We start from the raw sequence: 22,079 nt of genomic DNA on the forward strand, positions 1-22,079 counted from the left end.
AGATCCGTCCTGGCGATATCCAGCGATACGCCAGGAGCGAATATTTTGTCACGATTCGTACACTGGTTGTGCTTAGCTCAATTGTGGGTAGGGACAGATTCAGCAGACCGTAACGCGAGTTGCACGAAGGGAAGCCGATGAGCGACAAACGAGAGAGCAGACGGTGGCGTGGTCGCGATTCTTCCGTGGCCGAAACGCCTGCGGGGCTTCGTTTCGGACCGCTGATGGTGAGCCGGGTCCGTGGTGGTCACAATCTTTCCGCGACCGAAACGCCCGCGGAACGCCGCTTCGGACCGCTGACAGGCCGAACCCGAGGCGGCCAGGACCCCTCCGCGGCCGAGACACCCGGAGGGCCGGCCCAGCGGGCCCAGCAGGCCCAGCGGACTGGGCGGGCTCGACAGGCCCAGGTTGCCCGGTCGCTGACGGAGAGGATTTCCAGCGCGGCCGGGCACGTGCCCACCGAGAAGATCCCGGCCGCGTCCAGCGCTGTCACCGACCGTGCCGGCAAAGCGGTGACTCAGGCTGCCACCCTCGCCAGCACGATGTCCGAACGTGCCGGGCAACAGATCGACAGGACCCGTTCCCAACGAGCCACCAGCCGGGAGGAAAAAGTGCGTGCCCACACGGAGAAGACACAGCACCTGCTGGAACAGCAGCTGGCCAGAGCCGAGCACAAGCTCCAACGGATACACCGCCGCCGGCGACGCGGCATGACGGCGATCCTGCTGGTCGGCGCGGGCGCGGCAAGTGCCGCCGCGGCGGCCCGCGGCGGCGTCCGACAGCCCCAGCAGGCCGGGCCCGACGACACGACCGCGACAAGGGGTCCTGGAGCCGAATCGCCCGACGAAATCGGCTGGAACGACGACCCGGAGAGCTCCCGTCCAACAGTGTGAGCGGGTAGCTCAGCATCCCGGGAAGCGCTGGACACGGCGTCCGTCCGGGCCTTACGCCAGCATCATCCACGGTCGCGGACGACGGTCAGGGGCAGGCCGACGCGGTAGGCGGCCGGAGCACCCTCCGGTACGGCCGGACGTACCGGACGTACCGGAGGGACCCGCCGGTACGGTGACCCGAGCGGCGGACGCTGGTCCGGTTCGCCGCTGTTGGGCCACATCGCCATCGCGCGTTCAGCCTGCGCGACAATGGTCAGTGACGGGTTGACGCCGAGATTGGCCGATATCGCCGCCCCGTCGACGACATGCAGACCGTCATATCCGAACACCCGCTGATAGGGGTCGACGACCCCGCTGGACGGAGAATCCCCGATCGCGGCTCCACCAAGGATGTGCGCCGTCAACGGAATATCGAAAATCTCCGTCAGTGTGCCGCCGGGAAAACCACCGATACGCCGGGCGATCCGCCGGGTCGCGTCGTTACCGGCCGGAATCCAGGTCGGGTTCGGCTCGCCGTGCCCCGGCCTGCTGGTCAGCCCGTGCCCGCCGAACAGGCCCCGCCGACGGACAACCGTGAGCGAGTTGTCCCGGGACTGCATGACCAGCGAGATCATGGTGCGTTCCGACCAGCGCCACGGCAGCGGCGCGTAGAGGAACAGAAACGGATGACGCAACGCTTCGCCGACGAATGTGAGCCATCGTGGTATCCGCCGGCCGCCGTCCGTCATGAGGGTGGCCAACAGGGCCAACGCGTTGCTGCCCCGGCCGTATCGGACGGGCTCGACATGGGTGTCCGCGGCCGGATAGAAGGACGACGTTATCGCCACCCCCCTGGTGATCCGCTCGTCCGGATGGAGCCTGGTGGCGCCGATGATGGACTCCGAGTTCGTCCGGGTGAGCACGCCGACCCGCGCCGAAAGCGCTGGCAGCACCCTGGTGTCCCGCATCGTGAGCAGGAGCCGCACGGTACCGAGCGTCCCGCCGGCGAACACCACCTGGCGCGCCCGCCACGTCCGCCGTCGGTGGCGAACCCAGGATCCGGTACGTACCGTCTCCACCTCGTAGCCGCCGTCGGGCAGCGGGCGCACGGTGGTGGCCTCGGTGTCGGGAAAGACCTGGGCGCCGGTCCTCTCGGCCAGATAGAGATAGTTGTGGTCAAGGGTGTTCTTGGCGTTCCAACGACAACCGGTCATGCACTCGCCGCACTCACGGCATCCGGTGCGGGTCGGCCCGGCACCCCCGAAATAGGGATCCCCGACTTCCGCACCGGGTTCCTTCCGGCCGTCCCGGCCGAAGAAGACACCCACGTTCGACGGTTTGAAGGTGTGCCCGACACCCATTTCCTCGGCGACCGCCCGGTACACCTCGTCGGCGTAGGTGACCGTCGGGTTCGGCACCACCCCGAGCATGCGTTCGGCCTGGTCGTAGTAAGGCGCCAACTCCTCGCGCCAGTCGGTGACATGCCTCCACTGCGGGTCGGTGTAGAACGCCTCCAGCGGACGGTAGAGCGTGTTCGCGTACACCACCGAGCCCCCACCGACAGCGGCTCCGGACAGTACGAGTACACGGCCGAGCATGGTGAACTTCTGGAATCCGTGGCAGCCCAGCCGGGGTGCCCACAGATAACGGCGGATGTTCCAACTGGTCCGGGGCAGCGCGTCGGGGGGAAACCTGCGGCCGGCCTCCAGAACGACGACCCGGTACCCCTTTTCCGCGAGTCGGAGCGCGGCGACGCTGCCACCGAATCCGGAACCAATCACGATCACATCGGCGTCCGCGCCCGCGGGTGCTCTCTCTTCCGCCCCGGCGCGAGGCGACTCTTCCGATCTGGCGCGAGAAAGGACCGGCGGCCGCCAGCGCCCGGCCAGCCAGCGCCCGGCCAGCCAGCGCCCGGCCGCCACAGCGGGCTCGCTCTTCTCCGACCCGGCGCGAGCCCCCTCGCGGCGGCGGAACCGGCCCCGGCTCGCCGCGCTCCGGGCTGCCGTGCCGTCGGCGCCGGACACGCCGCCGCTCGTACCGCCACCGGACATACGCTCACCCCCACCACATGTATCCCGCGCCCAAGAGATCGTCGTCCGCGCGGGTCCTCTTCAGCGGAACCCTCCCCAGCCCGTATGGAAGCCTGTGCGGACCCGGACGACTCCGGCCCCGAACGGGCTCCGCCCCCGGAGTTGGCTTCCCGGGCGGGGACGACCGCCGCGGGTGTGGTCGTCCAGGCCCTGACCCGCGGTCTCTCATCATCACCGCATCGGCCGCGAAGGCAACACCTCCGCCGACGGCGAACCAGCCGATGTTCCAGCCAGCATCAACAGTGCTCGAGCGGGGCTTGCCCTAAGCAGCGCCGGTGGCGCGATGTGGACGGGTACGGGCCTGCGCGGCTCCGGCGGCCGCGGCCTGCTCTATCGCGGCAAGTTCTGGCAGTCCGGACGGGACCTGCCGCGGCATGGCCACAGGCGACGGGGCCTGCGCTGGTGCGGCCGCAGCCGGAGCGGCCGGGCTGGCACGGTGATCAGCGGCGACAGGTGCCGGGGCCCACGACCGGCACGACCGGCACAGGCATTCCGCGGACGACGCCGGCAGATGGTCCAGACGCCGCAACACATGGTCGACGGGGTCGTCCACCCGGCCGGCTCCAGCGCTGGAGCCCACGGTGTCCACCAGGTGCATGGCCAGTTCCGCCGCGTTCCACAAGCCGGCGGCAAGGATGTGGACGATCCGGTCCCTGGCGACGGCAAGGGTCTGCGGGTCACGTCGGATGGCCCGGGCGAGCGTGGCGACGACCTGCTCGGCCGCTTCGGCGACCAGCCGCCGTGGGGAGACGGGCTGGGCCGGGCTGCTTCCCACGGGGGCCTGCCCACTCCCGTCCGCTGGCGCCGCCCCGGCCCACACGGCTGCACCCGGTGCGATCCCATCCGATGCGATCCCAGCCGGCTGGCTCCCGATCACCGGGATGACCCCGTCCGGGGCGACAGCCTCGTCCGGCGCGGTCCCGCTCTGCCCGCTCGCGGGCGGCTGCTCGGTTTCGGAGTGAACGTTCCCGGACTGGGCGCTCTCGGGGAATTCGGGCTGTGCGCTCCCGGCTGCCCCCGCACCAGCCGTGGACGAGGTGTCCACAGCCGAGACGGCACCGGACCGTGTAACGGAAGGTGACGCCGTCATGCTCGTGGGAGGGGGCACCGGAGACACGGCCGCGGAGAAGGAACCAGCGGGGACGGACGCGGTGACCACGGAGTTGTCCCCGACCACCATCAGCGCCTTGGCCATGGCGGCGCCCGTGATGCGGGCGCGGCGTCGGGCGGCGGCGCTCGGCCGGTCCGAGGCAGGCCGCAGACCGGCCCGGCGGCGACGAGGTGTCACGGCGGCCGGCATGACGTCGGCTCGTTGGCCCGCCGGATACGGCGCGGCCGTGCTGGCCGCGGCGGCCGAGTCGGCCGCTACCGACGTACCAGCCGCTGCCACTGTTGCCACCGCTGTTGCCGCCGCGGGTGTGCCCGTGCGGACCTGGCCGGACATGGTCAGCGCGAAGCTCGCGGGCCGGCGAACGGCGGGCCGGCTCAGCCCGAGCAGCCAGCCCAGATCCCGCAACAGCCTGATCTGTCGTTGCACGTGGGTACGGCTGTAGCCGGTCTCGGAGGCCAACGTCACCAGCCCCGGAGAGCAGACCGCGATGGATTCGTCCAGGCCCGGGACCACCGGCTCGCCAACACGGACGCCGCAGTGGCTGGCAAGCGCGAGCGCGACGAGCTTGGCGGCGCGCGGGAGGCGCGAGCGCAGCACCGCGCGTTGCCAGGCCGAGGGATCCGCCACTGGTGTACCGGAATCGGGTGTGGGCATGAGTACCAGCACGCCAGGGATAGCAAGCTGCCTGCCGGCTGAGCCCTTCGCATCCGGCACCCGTGTGTTGTCGGCCACATTCCTCCTTCCGCCCAGTTGGTACCGACCAAACAGCGCGTCCCTAGCTGACAGCGGAGAGCTTCCCGCCGGGAACTCCACATCACCGGAGACGCCATGTCACATCACGTCATGCCACGTCGCCAGAGGCAGCGTCCGACGTGACGGCGGACGCCTCGACCTATGGCGTGTCCGATGGATACCCGGTCGCGCGAGCGGCGCCCAGACGACCAACATCCATCAGATACGCCCCGGGCCAAAGACGGAACGATCGCGTTCCCGGTGCGCCACCGACGGCCCGGATTCCTCCGTCACCGTCGGGTCAGAAGTGACACGATCATATTTACCGGTGCCTCCGGGGTTCCCACCGATTCCGGGGTTCCTACTGGATCAGTCACGCTGATCCAGCGGCCCGGAAGCTGATCCGGTGGGCCCGGATGCACGCCCCCACCCTCATTCCTCGATCCAAGATCCTATTGTCGGACCCGCCGACATCGTTCGATCCGCGTTCAAGCAAGGTACTCCGTCAGCAAGAACGACGAGGTGCCCGCCGGCCACCATCGCCACACGAGGACAACACAACTTCACGAAGTCGTTGTGTCAAAATTGGGTAACTGATTCATTTCTTTTGGCGGTCATCCCAACCATCCACGCAAAGAGGGAGGCGGATAGCAGCGCCTGTCGAGACGATCCCCTGTCGGCGACGAAGCGTCCCGAACACCACAAAATCATCGGATACCCAAAAGGATACATCGAGCGATCGGGTCACGAACCCCAAAGATCGACGAATCGGACGCGCCAAGGGTCGGAGCGAGCCGCACAATATCTCAACCGCATCCTGTAGAAGTACAAAACAAAACGCTACACAACGAAAATATGATCGATTCAGCGGCTGTCGGGTCCTGCCGCCCAGCCCTGACGCACAACCGTTTACGTCGCGGTCCGAGGCGACGGGACAGCCATGATCGATTCTTCCGAGGCTGACCGACGCGGCCCGAGCTCGGCGGAGTCGAGATCTCCGGAATCGAGAGTAGCGAGCCCGAGATCAGCCTGGTAGCCGCGGCCAAGGGTGCGACGTTCGAGATCGAGAAGGTGCCGCTTACGGCCGATGCCACCGGCGTAACCCGTCAGAGAGCCGCTGGAACCGATCACGCGATGGCACGGAATGATGATCGGGATCGGGTTGCGGCCGTTGGCGAGCCCCACCGCGCGGAAGGCCGACGGCCGTCCGACGGCCTTGGCGATCTCCGCGTAGCTGCTGGTCGCGCCGTAGGGGATGGCCGCCACCGCCTCCCACACCGCGCGCTGGAACGGTGTGCCGACCGGATGCAGTGGGACGTCGAAGGTAAGCAGATCACCGATGAAATACGCCTCAAGCTGTTCGATCACGTCCCGCAGGGACGCCGGATCCGGCTCGATGGCATCCGGCCACCGGGACCCCGCTGTTGGCTCCCCCATGTGGATCGCGCGCAGGCCAACATCATCACCAGCGAGCAGCAACGGCCCCAACGGGGAGCCCATCCTTGCATATCGGGTAACGCCCTCCACGGGGACTGACGCTACCGTTCGGCTACTACAGGGGGAAACGACTGGGTCACAACAGCACGGGATGTGTGCGAAGATCGCATGCTCATGGCCGAAGAAGCGATGAACATGATCCACTCAGGTAGTCATCCGCAAGATCGCAGGACGTCGTCGCGTACTCGGCAACGCTGGCAACCGCGTCCGCCTCCGGATGGGAGCCCAGCCAGGCCACCAGCAGCAGCCTGCGCAACAGGACGAACGTTGCGATCATGCTCTCCTCCTCGGCCGACACGGGCACGTGCCGTCGGTAGGAGGCGAGCCAGGCCTCGACGAGGTCACCCACCTCGGGCCGATGCTCGATGAAGGACAGGGATGCGGCCAGGTCGAAGAGGTACCAGCTGAACCCGCAGTCGTCGAAGTCGATGACCGTGGGTTCCTCCGACCGCCCGTTGACCAGCAGGTTCGCCAGGCGCATGTCCGCGTGGACGAGACCGAACCGGTCCGGGCCGGTACCGAACCGCTCGATCCTGCGGCGGATCTCCTCGACCGCCCGCGTCAGGACGGCGATCCCGTCACTGTCGATCACCTTCAGCCCGTTCTGATCGCCGTTGGCGACGATACGGATCCCGTCCTGCCAGCTCCCCCACCGACCCTGCGATCCGAGGGTCGTCCGCCATGTCCAGGCGAACCGGGTGAAGCCAGCCGGAGGCCGCCAGGCGCGGGCATGCTGGTGTAGCCGCGCCGTGATCTCACCCAGCGCGCTGAACCCACGTAGGAGACCCACGGCGTCCGACGGGTGCGGCGAGGATCCCCGCACCCACTCGAAGAGCGCCGCATAGCGCGGCTCACCAAAACCAGCTGACCGTGCTCCCAGAACGGATGGATCATATGCGATCACCGTCACCAGTTCTCCGTCCCGGCTCGGGACCACCGGCGGTGTACGGATGACACCGTCGTGACGCAGCGCCTGGATCCAGGCCAGCTCCGAAATGATCTCCTCAAGCGGATGGTAGCCGGGCCGGTACAGCCGTAACGCCCATCGGCGGCCCCCGGCCAGGTCGTCCACCTGGTATGTGATGTTCTCCGAAACTCCCAGCAAACTGACGGTAGGAGCAGAACCAAGATCATATGAGGTGAGCGCCCGCTCGGCCAGCGCATGCGCCCGGTCGAGGCCAGGCCACCCGAGGTCGGGAAGCACAGCGCTGATCGTAATCAGGCGGCGGTTCCCGTCCGGCAGCCGGCGGGAACGGGCAGGTCCATCGGGGGCGGGAGGTCATCGGGGGCGGGAGAAGGTACGCGGCGCCCCGTAGCCGGGGCCTCGCTCCGGTGGGCCTGTCCGGGACGTCCACCGCCACTGGACAGAGATCCGCCCCTCCACCACCTCGGGCACCTTGGGTACGGCGTGCAGCCAGTCGGCCTGGCAACGTCCGCCGAGAACAAGTAGGTCACCCGGACCCGGAGCGAGATCACGGGCGTCGCTGTCGTCGTTCAGAATCCGCCGCCCGGCAGGCACATGGCGGGACTTCACCAGGAACGGCCGGCGAGCACCCGTCGTGAGTATCGCGATCACCGTGTTGTCGAGCCAGCGCATCTCCCGGTCCCGATGAAAACCGACGCTGTCGTTGCCGTCCCGGTACCAGGACAATCCGAACCCGTCGAAATCAACCTGGTAGCGCCGGCGCAACGCGCGGTAGGCCTCAAGCAGGGCAGGAGAGGGCACCACCCGGCCACGGGCGATCCACGCGGTGAGCCGCGGTTCCTCCAGGTAGCGCTCATAACGCCACACGCTGCCCTGTTTCCACGGCAGGGTGCGGGCCAGTTCGGCGTAGAGCTGCTCCGCGCCGGTCATCCAGTTACGCGCCACGTCGATCCAGGAACGGTCATCCAGCTGAATCCGCTCGAAGGTGGCGTCCGGGGCGATCAGGCTGGTACCGCGGGCGCCCTCCCCAGCCGTCCCGACGGAAGCGTCCGGCCCAGGATCGGACGTCCCGGCTGGGGCTGGGAAATCGGATGTCATGTCCGCTCCCTGTCGACGAGTCCCCACGCGCGCGTCCACGTGTCGATGAGGGTGTTCGCGTCCGCCTCGGAAACCTCGACAAGGTCGTCGTCATCATGCCCGAGCCGGTAGAGACGAAGGTAGTCGGTCGTGTGCCATCGTCCGTCCCGGGAGAACACCTCGTCCGCGGGCAGCGTACCGTTCCGGCGACGGAAGATGCTTATCACCCCTTTTCCTGGAATCAGCGGATTGGTCGCGAAATAGTATGTCGTCCGGCTCACCGTGGCTCCTTACGTCAGATCCACTCCCTGCGTCTCCACTCCCTACGTCAGATCCACGGCGCCGGCCGGAACAGGTACCCGGGCGAAGACCGCGTTCTGTTCCGCGTCCAGTTCGCTTCGACGCGCCGCGCTGGTGCCGGGTAACCGGGCCTGCTCGTACAGTGCATGCGTGATCGTTTTTGCGTCGAAACTGTCAGCGGTGTGCAGCTGCAGCTCGAATGCCCGGCCGGATCCCGGATCGCGCCAGGTCGAATTGATCCCCTGATAGCCGTCGCCTCCCCATCCGTTCTTGAAGTCGATCTGCTCGAAACCATGGGAACGCAGGCTCGTCACGATGTCACGCACCGCTCCGCTGTAGGTGTCCGCGGGTAGGCGGACGGTGTAGCGGATCGAGTCCCGGATACGGGCGAGTGCCTCGCCGATCGAGACGTTGGGGGCGTTGAGCAATGTGACGGCGGCCTTCCGTTTCAGGGAGTCGGCGAATTTCAACGCCTGGTCAAGACCCACCAGCTCGGCGTCTGGTTGACGTGCCACCAGTAATGATAATGGCACACGAATATCTGGTTCCGCCCCGGCGGCCTGAGCCAGGAAACGATCCACGGCGGCGTTCTGTTCAGCGGTGAGCGTGAGCCCTCCGTCGCCGGCCCACCCCACCGCACCCGCCCGACCGGTGACCGCGCCGTCGACGGTGGGCAGCACGCTGCCAGCATCCGCGGTGCCCTCACCCGCCGACGGATTCCGGGCCGGAAATTTCCGTGCCGACCTACTGGTGCGTGCCCCGGAGCCTCGGATCTCGGCGGCCAACGACGTAAGGCGAGTACCGCTGGCTGCCGGCGTGGAGCGTGTGAGGAGCCGGCCCCCGCGCAGGACCTGGCCGGCGCCACGGACGCCGCGAGCGAGTCCGCCGAGCGTGACAAGCCCTCTGCTGCCGGGAACGCAGTCGAGCAACGCGAGCCCGACATCCCCCAGGGACGCCCGGCCGGCACCATACCGGGCGAGGGTGTCGGCAAGGACCACGAGCGCGGCGGCGAGCACCACCCACGCGGCCGGCCCACCGATGACGAGCGCGACCACGCCCAGGACGGCAACGGTGATTTTCGCGACCCGGACAGCCGCGTTCCAGAACCGCCCGGCCCGTTCTGTCAGAGCCTCCCAGAAATGCCGGGGCCTGTTCCGGATTCCCGCCCGGGAAGCTGCACGGATCGCGGCCGCGCAGATCGTCGCGGCATCCTCCCGCATCTGCCGCGCGGACGAGGCGAGGCGGCAGGCCATATCCAGGTCGGCCTGCGCGTCCTGGAAGGATTTTCTCGCCTGCTCGAGATGGGCCACGGCCACGTCACGGTCACGGATCGCCCGCGCGACCCGGGCCGGATCAGGTGGAGGCACTTCGACCGGGCCTGTGAGGAGGCTCGGGGCGACCGCGCCGGACACGCCAGGTATGACAGGGTCAGATACAGGGGCAGGTATGGCCAGCACGGGCGACGCGGAAATCAGCGTGCTCCGTGCCAGAGCGGCCAGCGCCCGGGCCTGGTCCCGGCGGGCATGGGCGTCCCGGCCTCTCGCGAGCGCGGCATCCGCCTGTGCCTGTGCCGTCTCCAGGACCGGCCTGTAGGCGTTCAGTGCGTCCCCGACCATGCGGTGGGACATCTCGAGCGTGCGCAACTGCCCGGGGAGTTCACCGTGCTCGTCTCGGTAGGCGTCGCCGGCCCGCCCCAGCCAGGACCGCGCCGCCCCGTCAGCGGTCAGCGTAACGACCTGGCCGCGGGCACATTCTACGTCCGCGGCGAACTCCAGGAGCCGGCGCTCGAGATCCCACACGGCAAAGGGGTCACCCGGCGCCGGATCGGCGTCCAGGCCGAGAACGTCCCAGCCCACGGGCCGACTCATTTCGACCCACGACCAGAAGAATATGCGGGCCAGTTGCAGCAGTCTGTAAACGGCCAGTCGATCTGCACGTACATGCCCATCACTCCGGCGGGTCAGGGGCGAAGCCAGGCGACCAACGTGGACATATGAACGGTAACGCGAGAACCGGCCGCGCGCACCCCTCCGCCAAGGATTTCATGCCAAAACATTTGGCGACCCCTGCCAAATGTTCATGGCTCCACCGAATGGTCACGGCGAAGCCGCTCGGGTACACTCGACGACAGCATCCCGCACAGCGGACAGGCAGCGGACATTCGGCGTTGACGACATCGAGATATCGGCTACCGCGGGTACACGGATTCGTCCGCGCGTCGGCACAAGAGCGCGTATGGAGCGCTATGACAAGCATCACAGGACGCCCGCTCCTCGAGCGCACAAACAACACAGCCGCAGGTCAGGCCACAGCACGACCAGCACGGTCAGGGGGCAGTCAGCCAGTGAACACCTTTCTTTTAGAGCACGTCCAGCAGGCCCCTATATCCTCGACCGGAACAACGGGAGGGGACGCGGATGACGATACTGGGTCTGCTGGCAGGCGCCTTGACGACGGGATGCTGGCTGCCACAGCTTCTGCGGTCCTGGCGGACACGGTCCGCCAGGGATATCTCCTGGACCTATCTGGGCATCCTCGGGCTGGGGGTGACTCTGTGGCTGAGCTATGGCCTGCTCACCAACGAAATGACGATCATCCTGGCGAACGGGGCGACCGCCAGCGCCATCATCGCACTGGCAGGCCCGAAGGCCTCGTTTCGACCACGAAGCGCGGAAAACCACATGACGACCGACACAGCGGTCGCGAGGGCACGGCCCCGGCGGCCCGCGCGTGCGGAGCGTGGACGATCGCGTTTCCGGTCGCATCCGTCCGGACCTGACCGGCGGCCGCACATGCGGAGCGGGACGATCCGAGCAGGAGTTCGTGGCAGGTTCATGGCAGGTTCATGGCAGGCATCGTCCGCGGAAGGAGCGGGTCCGGTGGCCCCCCGGCGGGTCGCGAACAGAATCCGACATTCCCGAAAAGCAGAATTTCCGATGAACTTCTGATAACACCAAACCACCCCTACAATCAGTATCCGGCGGAATACATCGATCAAGTGGTCGACTGCCGTTCGGCTGGGTGTCGCCTCGTGGCCATATGGGTCTGCAAACGTGCGGACCCGGTGTTTCAAAGAGGGGACAAGTACCCATGTCTGTAAGTCGTCGCCAGGTCATCGCCGGTACCGGAACGGCGGGTCTGGGATTCGTGTTGTCAGGAGCGGTCGGTTCGATCTTCGGTGGGACTGCCTCGGCCGCGGCGCCGAACGGGTTCCACGGCTATGGGGAGCTCATCCCCGACCCCGCAAAAATCGTCGATCTCCCCAAGGGCTTCCAGTACAAGGTTCTCTCCCGAGCCGGTGTGGACACGCTGCAGACGGGCGAGAAACTTCCGGGACTCCCGGACGGCTCGTTCGCCTTTCCCGGACGCAAGCGCAACAATGCGGTACTGGTACGTAACCACGAGCTTTCCCCGGGTGCGACGGACCCGGTTCCGCACCTGCCCGGGATCGTCTACGACCCGGGTGCCGCGGGTGGCACCACCACCGTCACGGTCGAGGGCGGCCAACTGCTCTCGCAGGTGGCGAGCCTCGCCGGAACGATCCGTAACTGCGCCGGCGGCAACACCCCCTGGGGAACATGGCTGTCGTGCGAGGAGACCGAACTGACTCCGGCCGATGACGCCCGCCTGACCAAGAGGCACGGTTACGTTTTCGAAGTGGACCCCCAGGGCCGCCTAAACGACGCCGAGGCCGTCCCGTTGAAAGCGCTCGGACGCTTTGCGCACGAGGCGGTCGCGGTCGACCCCAAGACCGGGATCCTGTATCTCACCGAGGACGCGGGCTCGCCGCTCGGGCTGATCTACCGGTTCCTGCCTGCGAAGCCGCTGGGCGGCCCGGGCAGCCTGCGGGCGGGCGGGAAGCTGCAGGCGCTCGCGGTGGCCGGCGTACCCGATCTCTCCGTGTTCACCGAACTCGGCACCACACTGCCGGTCACCTGGGTCGACGTGCCCGATCCGGACGCGACGACCACGTCGGTCCGCAAGCAGTTCGCCGGCAACGCGGTCACCCGCGTATCCAAGGCCGAGGGAATCTTCTGGGAGCGGACAAGCGCCTACATCGTCTCCAGCTATGCCAAGGCCAGCTCCGGACTGGCAGGTGTGCACGAGGGGCAGGTCTGGGAGTTCAACCCGCGGAAGTCGACCATCGAACTGGTGGTCAGGATCGCCCCGGGCGGGCGTTTCGACGGCCCTGACAACATCACCATCTCTCCCTACGGCAGCAGTATCGTGCTCGCCGAGGACGGCGACGGTGAGAACTACCTGACCGTCGTGGGTGACGACGGCACCGTCTACCCGCTGGCACGCAACGCCCACTCCGACGGCGAGTGGGCCGGTGTGACGTTCTCCCCGGACGGCACATGGCTGTATGCCAACGCCCAGGTCGACGGCCTGACCATCGCGATCACCGGCCCCTGGCGAGCCAGATAGGCAAGCAGGAGGGCAGACACGACAGAGGTAGAGGTCCTGTCCGTGGCGTTGTCGGAGCCGAAGCGACACGACAACGCCACGGCGTCACCGGTGCGGGTTACGCGGAACTCTCCAGCCAAGATCTATAGCAGCTCTCCGACCTGCGACCACGCCACGATCCAGCTGGTCGTACAGACGGGGCCCGGAGCGGTCCTCGGCCCTTCACGCCTTCCTTCCGATCTTTCCCGCCCCTTCCTTCGAGTTCTTGTTTTGCATTTGACAAAATCCTGTAGATTTTTGTTTTCGATTCCCCGGCCGGCCAGGACCTGACTGGCCGTATGGCAGGCAGGGCCAGCGGCCCCGTTACGTCCTTTCCTGGACCCTCTGCCCTGCCTTCTTGCCGGTCCGCGCCGTCTCCCGTCAGTTCGTCGGCCGGTCAGCAGGCTTCCTCCGATGGATATCTCGCCGTATCGGCGAGCAGTCGCTCGTAGCGCCGTTCCAGTTCCCTGCGGCGGGCGAGCAGTGGGGCGACGAGCTCCACCAGGCGCTCCCGCTCACGGACAAGCGCCGGACAGCCTGCGCGTTCCGCGTCCTCGACCGTTTTCCGGTCCTCATCGGTCGCACCTGGCTGTCGGGCCGCCTCGGCCAGAGGGCCGCCTCACAACGATCGGCTTCCTCGGCGACAGCACGACACGCCCGGTTCGCCTCCGCAAGCGCCGACCATGCCTGGCCCGCGGCGGCGTCCCGGCGGGCGATCTCCTCGACGGTCACCGACGTGGCGGCCCGTTCATGAACGGCTATCAGTGGCTCGACACGTGCGCGGTGCTGGCAGAGCAGACGGTCCGCCTCGGCGGCTGCCGTCACGGCCGCGCCGAACTCGGCCTGCCGCCGCGACATGAGGCCACCGAGACGCGATCGCTCGTTGCGGTTGCCGAACCGGTCGCTCCGCCAGTCGTTGGCAAGTCTGGTCCGCTGTCTGCGGGCGTCCCGTAGCCGCCTCTCGGCGAAGAGTGCCATGGAGGCGGTGTGCGCGGCCCTGGCCTCCAACCGCTGAACCTCGGCACGTAACCGGATGGCCTCGGTGAGATCAGAACGTGCCCGCTCGACCGCGGCGAGGGCTGCGGCCGCGTCGCTGGCAGCCGACCGGCAACTGTCACGGACCCGCTCGGCCTCCCACAACCGGCGTTTGGCGCTGTCGCGGGCGGCAACGAACTCCTCGACACGCTGGTCCCGCTCGACGCGTGTGCTCGCGGAACGGAAGGCTGCGATGTCGAAACTGGTGAGCCGACGATCCAGTTCGGTGATCCGCAGCAGTTCGGGGGTTCTCAGCAGGTCAAGAAGCTGCTGCCCGACCTCGTCCCACTGGTTGCGCAACGCACGCAGGCTGGCTTCGGCTGTGACCTGCTCAACCACCGTGTCCTGCTCGACGACCCGTTCGACCCGCTCGACCCCTCCCAGCAGCATGACCGTCCCCCAGGTTGGCCAAGCGGTGGTGCCCCGCAGCGGGCAAACCGTACGCGGCGATAACGACGAGAATTAACCGTATTACAGATAGTAAGAATACTAGTGGATCGGAGCCATCCGCAACACATGCTGCCGGCGAAAGTCGCCACATCCCGGTCGGCCCTCCACGCGCCGGGCCCCACACTCCGGACATCGACGCCCGGACGGCCGGGAAGCACTCCACGCCCGCCGAGAAGCGGCATGATGCCGACGATCAGAAGGCAACCAACACCCGAACAATGAGAATGATCACAATTCCCCGTCCGCGTCGGTACGCCTGGGCCGGATGGAGGGATGCCGGCCGGCAGATCGGCCGAAGTACGCGCCCGGCAACCATGCCCCGGAGCAGGTCTCGCATATGCACGTGCGAATGACCGTGCTGTATCCTTCCCACGAAGTACGTGCATATGCACACGCGCTAATGCTCGACCGCCCAGTTGCTCATCGGCAGAGGGGGAGGGAACGTGGTCCACACAGGAGGCGGGGTCGCCACCCCCGGCTCCGGCCCCGGAGCCGGAGCCGGAGCCAAGCAGCATCCGCGGTACTGGATCAGGTCGTATTTCGTGTCGCGATCACTACGGTCCCGAGGTCGAGCCCGAGATACCTACCGAGCGCCCGGGACCGGCTTCCAGCGGCGGCCCGGACAGGCTGAGCCTTCCGGACCTACTGCCGCACCCGGATCCGAGCGGCATCCCGGATGCCGGAAACCATGATCATATTGTTTTCAGTCCCGTCACACGAAGGAGGCCAACTTGCCCGAGATCTACAACGGGATTTCCACAACCGCGTTACCAGCGGTCGCCTGGAAGAAAAGCCGGCGCAGCAACTCCCAGGGAAACTGTGTCGAGCTGGCAAGGCTGTCGTCGGAGATCATCGCGGTCCGCAACTCCAGGGACCCGAACGGCCCGGCCCTGATCTACACCCAGGCCGAGATCGAGGCGCTCATCCTCGGGGCCAGGGACGGCGACTTCGACGAATTCCTGCGGTAGCGCTGGTCCGCCGGGGCCCGAGCTGTACCGTCCGCGCGGGGGCTGGGGTAGTCCGCCTGCTTCAGCCCGCCCGGTGCGGGCCTCCCCCCGATCAGAGCTCGTTTATGATCTTGTTCAGCGCCTCGATACTGGCGGCGGGAGGCACGCTGTCGACGCAGAGACGATCCATCGCTTCCATGTAGCGGTCCACGTCCTCCCGCTTGTCCAGGTAGACCGCGCCGGCGAGTTGCTCGATGTAGACGATGTCCGGCAGGTCCGCTTCGGGAAAACGCAGGATGGAGAAGGCACCGCCCTCGGCCGCATGCCCACCAAAGCGGAAAGGCATGATCTGCAGGCTGAGATTGGGCTGACTCGCCAGCTTGATCAGATGTTCCAGCTGAGCGCGCATCACTGCGGGGCCGCCAAGTGGACGCCGCAGCGCGGCCTCGTCGATCACAACCCACAATCTGGGATGCGACGGTCTGGCAAGCAGCTTCTGACGGTTCATCCGCACGCTGATCCGACGCTCGATGTCCTTGGGCCGGGCCCCGCTGTTGCCGAGCTTCATGACAGCGCGCGCATAGTCCTCGGTCTGGAGCAGACCCGGGATGAACTGCACCTCGTAGGTCCGGATCAACGTCGCGGCCTCTTCCAGGCCCAGGTACGACTGAAACCAGCTCGGGAGGACGTCGGTGAAATTCTGCCACCAGCCCGGCGTGTTGGCTTCCCGGACCAGTTCCATCAGCGGCGCTCGCTCGGCATCGTCTGTGACGCCGTAGAGGGTGAGCAGATCGGCCACGTCCCGCTCTTTGAAGCTGACCCGCCCCAGCTCCAAACGACTGATCTTGGATTCGGAGCCTCGAATGCTGTACCCGGCGTCCTCGCGGCTGATGCCCTTCTCCTCGCGCAGCCGCCGCAACAGGGAGCCGAGGAGAATCCGGCGCACGGTGGGACCCCCACCGGACTCAAGCGCCGTCACAACCCGCCCCCTTCACCGTCGTCTGATCACAAGAGTATGACATCCGATCTTCATGACCTGACAGGTTCCGACACCTTCTGCACGTGCACCCGCGCCTTGCATTTGCACGCAACGAACGCCATGATGTGCAGGCAGCTGTGCTGATGTCACGCACACAGGGGGTTCCGGGGAGGCCGTGATGACAACCCACGGACACACCCGGTGTTCGACGACGCCGATGACGCCGTCACCGATCACCGGAACAGTGCCCGTCGTCATGGCTGTCCGGTGTTCCGGGGCCACGACGGTTCACCGCCGACAGCGCGGCAATGCGATCGGGTACCGGTCGGCGGACCGGTACCCGGACATGCCAATGAGGCATTCACGGTCGCCTTTCCGGGTCGCCGGCCCTGGCGCGGAATGTCTTCCCGCCATGTGGTGTGAATCCGGGCACCGGAGGATCGTCGATCCCCGGGGCGGACGGACGGACGACGATGTCGGCGGGATGGCCAGCTGGCTGCAAGGGGATGGCAGGGCGGTCGCGGGGCGGCTCCTCTGGAACAGGGTGTGGGCGCATCCGTGGCCTGGTGCCACTGCTGGCGGCACCCGCCGAGGGTGGGAGTGGTGATGGTCGACAATGCCGGCCCGGGCACGGGGTTGCCGGTCGACGTTCATGTGCTGATGTGGCGCGTGGACGGATCGGTACTGCTCTGTCGTGGCGCCGAGTCGGATTCACCATGGCAGTTACCGTGGTCTGAACTTGGTAGTGGGGAACCCGCGATCGAAGCCGTGCTACGGATAGCCGACGAGACCCTGTCGGTGATGACAATGGCGACCCATGTGTGGCTGGCGCACGTAGCCCATCATCGGTCCGTCGGCGGCGGCGAACGACTGGGGCTGTTCTTCCGGCTGACCCACTGGAGCGGGATACCCACACCGGGCACGGACCCCCGGGTAAGCCGCCTGCAGTGGCATCACCTGAACACGCTGCCGGAATCCCTGGCGGCTCTCGACCGGGAGGCGTTGGCCCGTTGGCAGGACAACGACGTGTACTCAGAGTTGGGATGGAACCCGCAACGACTGTGCGCGGTGCCCCGGCTACGGGCCATCTCGGGCGTGCGGGCATCCTCGTAAGGTCATGACACCATGGCATGACGAAAGCGTCGTGCAACAAAATCGTGGCGTGAAAAACCAGGACGCGACGAATATGTGGCGTTGTGGAGCTACGACACCATCAGATCCGCTACGGCCACTGCCATAGCGCTGTCGGCTCTACCGTCCTACCGTCCTACCGTCCTACCGTCCTACCGTCCTACCGTCCTACCGTCCTACCGTCCTACCGTCCTACCGTCCTACCGTCCTACCGTCCTACCGTCCTACCGTCCTACCGTCCTACCGTCCTACCGTCCTACCGTCCTACCGTCCTACCGTCCTACCGTCCTACCGTCCTACCGTCCTACCGTCCTACCGTCCTACCGCCGTACTGCCTGAGTTCGTGCGGAATTCACGCGTCCGCCGGAGCTGGCTGGCTGTGCCGACAGGCACGAATGCCGGCTACCGGGGCCGCGTCCCGGAGGTTCCGGCCACAACGGGATGCACCTGGAACGCGTCGCAGATGGTTGTCTGGCGCTCCAGTACCTGGCCGCGGGTCTGGTGCGGCGGAATGACCACGAACTGCTCGTAGGGCAGGCAGGCGGAATCGTCGCCGGACCGTACAGCCGTCCACTCGACACCGAACGACGCGGTGCCCTGCGGCTGGAGGACCACCGTTTCGGGCGGGCCCACCCGAAACAGGTTGCCGCCCTCGGAGCGGGCCGCCGGCCGTTCCTGTCGTCCGTTGTCGTCCGTGGCGGCCACGGACGGATAGCCGATCGCCGAGCACGGCTGGTCCGAGGTGTTGGTGAGAACGACGACGAACCCCTGGCGCTCGGCGGACGGATTACCCGCGGACGCGCCCACGGCCACCCGCAGACGCGCCTCGGTACACACCGGTGGCGATCCGGGCGCCGGGCTCAGCTGGCCGCCGGGGCCGGCCGGCGGACGCGAGGAGGAACCGTCGCTGCCGGTCTGCACCCTGGTGCCGGCCTCCGCGCCAAGCGGCGCGGCGGCCCCGACGACGTCCCGGGTGCCGGCGTCCCGCCGTCGGAGCCACAGGCGGCGGCACCAGCGAGAAACAGCAGCCCGACCCCCGTCACGACGATCCGGGTTGCACGGGTTCGGGGTCTGTTCGGCATGTGGGCAAGTCTTGCATCAACCGGCCCGCACGTGAGAGGTCACCCCGGCGCGCGGTATTCAGCCGCGACGCCGGCCTGGTAACGACGGCTGTGACGCCCTGCCGGGGCCGCGTCCGGGTCGTGTCCGGGTCCAACGCGGTGGCGGGCCGCGCCGGGAGGCCAACGCGTCGTTGACGGGCCGGGCGGCCGTCATCCCGTCACGATATGCCCGCGATATGCCCAGATGCCCACGGCAGGCCTGCGGCGGGCCCACCGCATGCCAACGTGTACCGGACACGCGACCGAAAGCATCGAAGTCAGCCCTATACTCCAATTTGTCCTTCTCGGGGGGGTTCACGAAGATCGGAACCTGTGGAAGGAGCAGCAGGGCCAATGATGATCAGAGACAGCTTACGGTGGGGTGCTCCAGCGCGATCGTCAGTAACGGACACAGCTCTTTTGCCCCGCCGCCGGACGACCGACACGGCCGACCGTTCTGGGCGGGACGGGGCCGCGCTCCGCCCGGTCGCCGGCCGGCTGCCGGTGGTTCTCACGCTTTCCGCTGCTGTTCTGCTGGCCGGTGGGCTCACCGCATGCAATCCGGCCAAGTCCGATCTGATGGAGCTGGCCACCGGTACCGCGTCACCGACCAGCGGCTACCCGCGACCCCAACCCTCCGTAACCGACGGAACGGCACCGACGCTTCCAGCGGCATCCGGCACGTCAACGCCCCTGGCCGCGGCCGTGGGCGCGGCGGGTGCGCCGGCCGCCGCGGGCGTGTCGAAACCGGCCGCGCCGGCCGCGGCTGCCAAGCCGGCCGTCCCCGCCGCGCCGGTGCCGGCCGCGGTCCTCGCCGCACTCCCGTCCGTCCCACCCCCGCTGCGCACCATCGAGGTCACCACCACCGACCAACTCACCACCGCCCTCACGGGCGCCCGCCCCGCCTGGAGGGTTCCCACTTTCGTGGACAGTCCTAACTATGCAGCACGAAGTGTTTGTCCGTCAAATTCTTCCTCGAACTCGACAGGCGTGAGATAGCCGATCGAGGAGTGCAACCGCTGCCGGTTGTAGTAGATCTCGACATATTCGAAGATCCCCGCCCGGACGCGGTCTATGGTATCGAACGGGTGGAGGTGGACGAACTCCTTCTTGAGGGTGGCCCAGAAGGACTCCGCCGCGGCGTTGTCGAAACAGATCCCGGTACGGCCGACGGAGTTTCGGACGTTGTTGTCGCGACAGAAGGCGACGAACTCACGGCTGGTGTACTGACCGCCTCGGTCGGCGTGGAATATGACGCCGCCGGGTGGCCGCCGGCGGGTGACGGCCATACGAAGCGCGTCGAGAACGAGTTCGGTGCGCATGTGATCGGCGACCGCCCAGCCGACGATCTTCCGAGAGAACGCGTCGATGACGGAGGCCATGTACACCCAGCCATCCCAGGTGCGAATATATGTTATGTCGCCGTACCACAACTGGTTCGGTGCGGACGCGGCGAAGTCTTGGCCGACAAGATCAGGCAGCGATGAGGAGTCCGCGGCCTGCACCGTCGTCACCGGCCGGCGGGGACGCGGATGCACGCTGACCAGGCCCATCGTCGCCATCAGCCGCTGGACCCGCTTGTAGGCGACGGCGACGCCCTGGCGGCGGATCTCGTGGAAGATCCGCCGCACGCCGTACCGCCCCTCGTGACGGTCGAAAACAGCTCTGATCATGGTCGACAAGGTGGCGTCGTCCTTCTCCCTCCGAGACGGGCCGCGTTTCTTCCACGCATAGTAGCCCTGTCGGGACAGGTCGAGTTTCTTGCACATGTAGTCGACGGGAAAGGTGTTCGCGCCGTCGGCGGACACAGGCTTCTTCGGAGCGTGTATCGAGATGAACTCGAACTTTACTTCTGCTCGCTCGCGAAGAAGCTCGCCGCTTTTTTTAGGAAGGCGATGTCCATCTGCGCCTGCGCGTACTTCTTCCGGAGCTCCTCAAGTTCCGCGCGCTCCGACACCGACAGCGGCCGCTCCTCGGTCTCGCCGTTCTCCTTCGCCTTCTTCACCCAGTTTCCCAACGTGGTCTCGTGGATACCCAGACTCTTCGCGACCTCGGTCACCGACCGGCCCGAGTCGAGCACCAACCTTACTGCCTCGGATTTGTACTCCTGGGTGAACTTCCGGCGAGCTGACCCATGACGCTCCTTCCCTATGGACAGTGAACCTCAGGTTCGCTGTCCACGGAAGCGGGATCACTCCAGCCCTCCCGTCGCGAGCGCGGGTGGGAGGGCGAGGGACGGTGGGGTGTGGCTGGGGCTGCGGTGTCAGGACACCACGGGGTTGAGGATCTCGTTCACCTCGGCGTCGGTCAGGTTGTAGGAGTAGAAGGTGCTGTAGAAGGTCTTCACCTCGTGGCTGATGTCAACGTCCTGGAAGCGGTCGGGGTGGAGGGTCTTGGCGACCCAGAGCGGTTGCAGGGCGGCCTCAGCGCTGCGGGCGGCCCAGACGAACACGCCCCGCGGGTTGGGGAGCACACGGTTGTTCCGCACGGCGGCCACCGTGGACCAGCGATCATCCTTGCGGATCTCGTTGCAGGTCGACGGATCCCGGCAGACGATCACATCCGGGTTCCAGGACGCTATCGTCTCCAGCGCGACGTCCTTGAAGGTGCCCTGGACGCCGTTGTCGGCGGCGATGTTCCTTCCACCGCCGGTTCTGGCCCAGGAGTCGATGATTGACCCTTTGCCCTCGGTGTTCAGTGGATTGTTGGCGGTGTAGTAGACCTTCGGCCGCTGGGCGTCGGTGAGGTCCCTGGTGCCGTCCTGGGCTCTTCTGACCGCGTCGTCGTAGTAGTCGACGTACTGTTTGGCCCGGTTGGCGGCATCCTGGTCGCCGAGGACGCTGGCGATGAGGGTGACGCCGCTCTTGAGCTGCTCGGCGTTCGAGAACCCGGCGATCTGGACCGCGGGGATTCCCAGGTCGATGATTTTCTTGGTCAGGGAGCTGTTTCCGGCCGACAGCAGCACCAGGTCCGGTTTCTGGGCGAGCAACGTCTCGGCGTTCACGCTGGTGGTGTCGGAGCCGAACGCCGCGGGCAGGTCGGCGAGCGGTGGGTAGATCTTCTTGAACAGCGGCAGGGTCGTCAGGTTGCTCAGGGGGACGCCGGCCATTCTTCTGATCCCGCCGAGCATGAACACGATCTGCGTCACCGCCGGATAGTTGGTGACGATCCGCTCCGGGCGCGCCGGTATCGTGACGCTGTTGCCGGCCATGTCGACGACCGTGCGGGTGGTCGGCCCGGCCGGGCTCGCGGACGATCCGGTGGTGTTTCTGGACGGCCCGGTGGTGGCGCCGCCGCAGGCGACGAGCGCCAGCAACGCGAGCAGCGCGGCGACCATGGCCGCGGCGACGCGTCGCGGCGGGAAAGGTTTCTCTGACATGTGGTTGA

15 protein-coding genes and 1 pseudogene are annotated in these 22,079 nt (G+C 67.2%); 4 read left to right on the top strand and 12 right to left on the bottom strand.

Features of this window, described 5'->3' with window-relative positions; translation table 11 throughout:
• The first annotated feature begins 452 nt into the window (after window positions 1–452).
• A complete protein-coding gene (locus tag FSYMDG_RS00950) occupies window positions 453–893 on the top strand; it encodes a hypothetical protein (protein WP_050803268.1) in 441 nt (146 codons plus the stop codon).
• A 62-nt stretch (window positions 894–955) separates the two neighbouring features.
• Here FSYMDG_RS00950 and FSYMDG_RS00955 read toward each other — a convergent pair whose 3' ends face one another.
• The 7 genes from FSYMDG_RS00955 to FSYMDG_RS00985 all read right to left on the bottom strand — a co-directional run bounded on the left by FSYMDG_RS00955 (window position 956) and on the right by FSYMDG_RS00985 (window position 10,472).
• The gene (locus FSYMDG_RS00955; protein ID WP_013871755.1) at window positions 956–2,923 is read right to left on the bottom strand and encodes an FAD-dependent oxidoreductase; all 1,968 of its coding nucleotides are present in this window, start codon (window positions 2,921–2,923) and stop codon (window positions 956–958) included.
• Window positions 2,924–3,224: 301 nt separating this feature from the next.
• Window positions 3,225–4,700, bottom strand: coding sequence for a helix-turn-helix domain-containing protein (locus FSYMDG_RS00960; protein ID WP_043602707.1), 1,476 nt, complete (start codon window positions 4,698–4,700; stop codon window positions 3,225–3,227).
• A gap of 1,014 nt (window positions 4,701–5,714) precedes the next feature.
• Window positions 5,715–6,305, bottom strand: coding sequence for a methylated-DNA--[protein]-cysteine S-methyltransferase (locus FSYMDG_RS29360; protein WP_013871757.1), 591 nt, complete (start codon window positions 6,303–6,305; stop codon window positions 5,715–5,717).
• A 109-nt stretch (window positions 6,306–6,414) separates the two neighbouring features.
• Window positions 6,415–7,506 carry a phosphotransferase enzyme family protein gene (locus FSYMDG_RS00970; RefSeq protein WP_013871758.1) on the bottom strand — a complete coding sequence of 364 codons (1,092 nt, stop codon included), beginning with the start codon at window positions 7,504–7,506 and terminating at the stop codon, window positions 6,415–6,417.
• Between the two features lie 75 nt (window positions 7,507–7,581).
• A complete protein-coding gene (locus FSYMDG_RS00975) occupies window positions 7,582–8,325 on the bottom strand; it encodes an alpha-ketoglutarate-dependent dioxygenase AlkB (RefSeq protein ID WP_013871759.1) in 744 nt (247 codons plus the stop codon).
• Window positions 8,322–8,585 (bottom strand): hypothetical protein, encoded by a 264-nt coding sequence (locus FSYMDG_RS00980; RefSeq protein ID WP_013871760.1) that lies wholly within the window; start codon window positions 8,583–8,585, stop codon window positions 8,322–8,324. Before FSYMDG_RS00980 ends, FSYMDG_RS00975 begins: the two co-directional genes overlap by 4 nt.
• A gap of 42 nt (window positions 8,586–8,627) precedes the next feature.
• Window positions 8,628–10,472: a hypothetical protein gene (locus tag FSYMDG_RS00985; RefSeq protein WP_131788435.1), complete on the bottom strand. Its 1,845-nt coding sequence runs from the start codon at window positions 10,470–10,472 to the stop codon at window positions 8,628–8,630.
• Between the two features lie 1,222 nt (window positions 10,473–11,694).
• Here FSYMDG_RS00985 and FSYMDG_RS00990 point away from each other — a divergent pair.
• Window positions 11,695–13,032 carry an alkaline phosphatase PhoX gene (locus tag FSYMDG_RS00990; RefSeq protein ID WP_013871763.1) on the top strand — a complete coding sequence of 446 codons (1,338 nt, stop codon included), beginning with the start codon at window positions 11,695–11,697 and terminating at the stop codon, window positions 13,030–13,032.
• A 399-nt stretch (window positions 13,033–13,431) separates the two neighbouring features.
• Here FSYMDG_RS00990 and FSYMDG_RS00995 read toward each other — a convergent pair whose 3' ends face one another.
• Window positions 13,432–14,475 (bottom strand): hypothetical protein, encoded by a 1,044-nt coding sequence (locus FSYMDG_RS00995; RefSeq protein ID WP_013871764.1) that lies wholly within the window; start codon window positions 14,473–14,475, stop codon window positions 13,432–13,434.
• A 791-nt stretch (window positions 14,476–15,266) separates the two neighbouring features.
• Here FSYMDG_RS00995 and FSYMDG_RS01000 point away from each other — a divergent pair.
• Complete coding sequence (locus FSYMDG_RS01000; protein WP_013871765.1) at window positions 15,267–15,503, top strand: DUF397 domain-containing protein; 237 nt, start codon at window positions 15,267–15,269, stop codon at window positions 15,501–15,503.
• A 91-nt stretch (window positions 15,504–15,594) separates the two neighbouring features.
• Here FSYMDG_RS01000 and FSYMDG_RS01005 read toward each other — a convergent pair whose 3' ends face one another.
• Window positions 15,595–16,461, bottom strand: a complete 867-nt coding sequence (locus tag FSYMDG_RS01005) for a helix-turn-helix domain-containing protein (protein ID WP_013871766.1) — start codon at window positions 16,459–16,461, stop codon at window positions 15,595–15,597.
• A gap of 606 nt (window positions 16,462–17,067) precedes the next feature.
• Between FSYMDG_RS01005 and FSYMDG_RS22440 the strand changes: the two genes are divergently transcribed.
• Complete coding sequence (locus FSYMDG_RS22440) at window positions 17,068–17,574, top strand: NUDIX hydrolase (RefSeq protein ID WP_013871767.1); 507 nt, start codon at window positions 17,068–17,070, stop codon at window positions 17,572–17,574.
• Window positions 17,575–17,994: 420 nt separating this feature from the next.
• Here FSYMDG_RS22440 and FSYMDG_RS01015 read toward each other — a convergent pair whose 3' ends face one another.
• The 3 genes and pseudogenes from FSYMDG_RS01015 to FSYMDG_RS01035 form a co-directional block, all read right to left on the bottom strand.
• The gene (locus FSYMDG_RS01015; protein ID WP_013871768.1) at window positions 17,995–18,513 is read right to left on the bottom strand and encodes a DUF4232 domain-containing protein; all 519 of its coding nucleotides are present in this window, start codon (window positions 18,511–18,513) and stop codon (window positions 17,995–17,997) included.
• Between the two features lie 1,117 nt (window positions 18,514–19,630).
• Window positions 19,631–20,844: pseudogene (locus tag FSYMDG_RS01025) on the bottom strand (IS3 family transposase).
• A gap of 111 nt (window positions 20,845–20,955) precedes the next feature.
• Window positions 20,956–22,071 (bottom strand): ABC transporter substrate-binding protein, encoded by a 1,116-nt coding sequence (locus FSYMDG_RS01035; RefSeq protein ID WP_013871771.1) that lies wholly within the window; start codon window positions 22,069–22,071, stop codon window positions 20,956–20,958.
• Window positions 22,072–22,079 lie beyond the last annotated feature (8 nt).

It is taken from the genome of Candidatus Protofrankia datiscae (assembly GCF_000177615.2).
Taxonomy (GTDB): Bacteria; Actinomycetota; Actinomycetes; order Frankiales; family Frankiaceae; genus Protofrankia; species Protofrankia coriariae.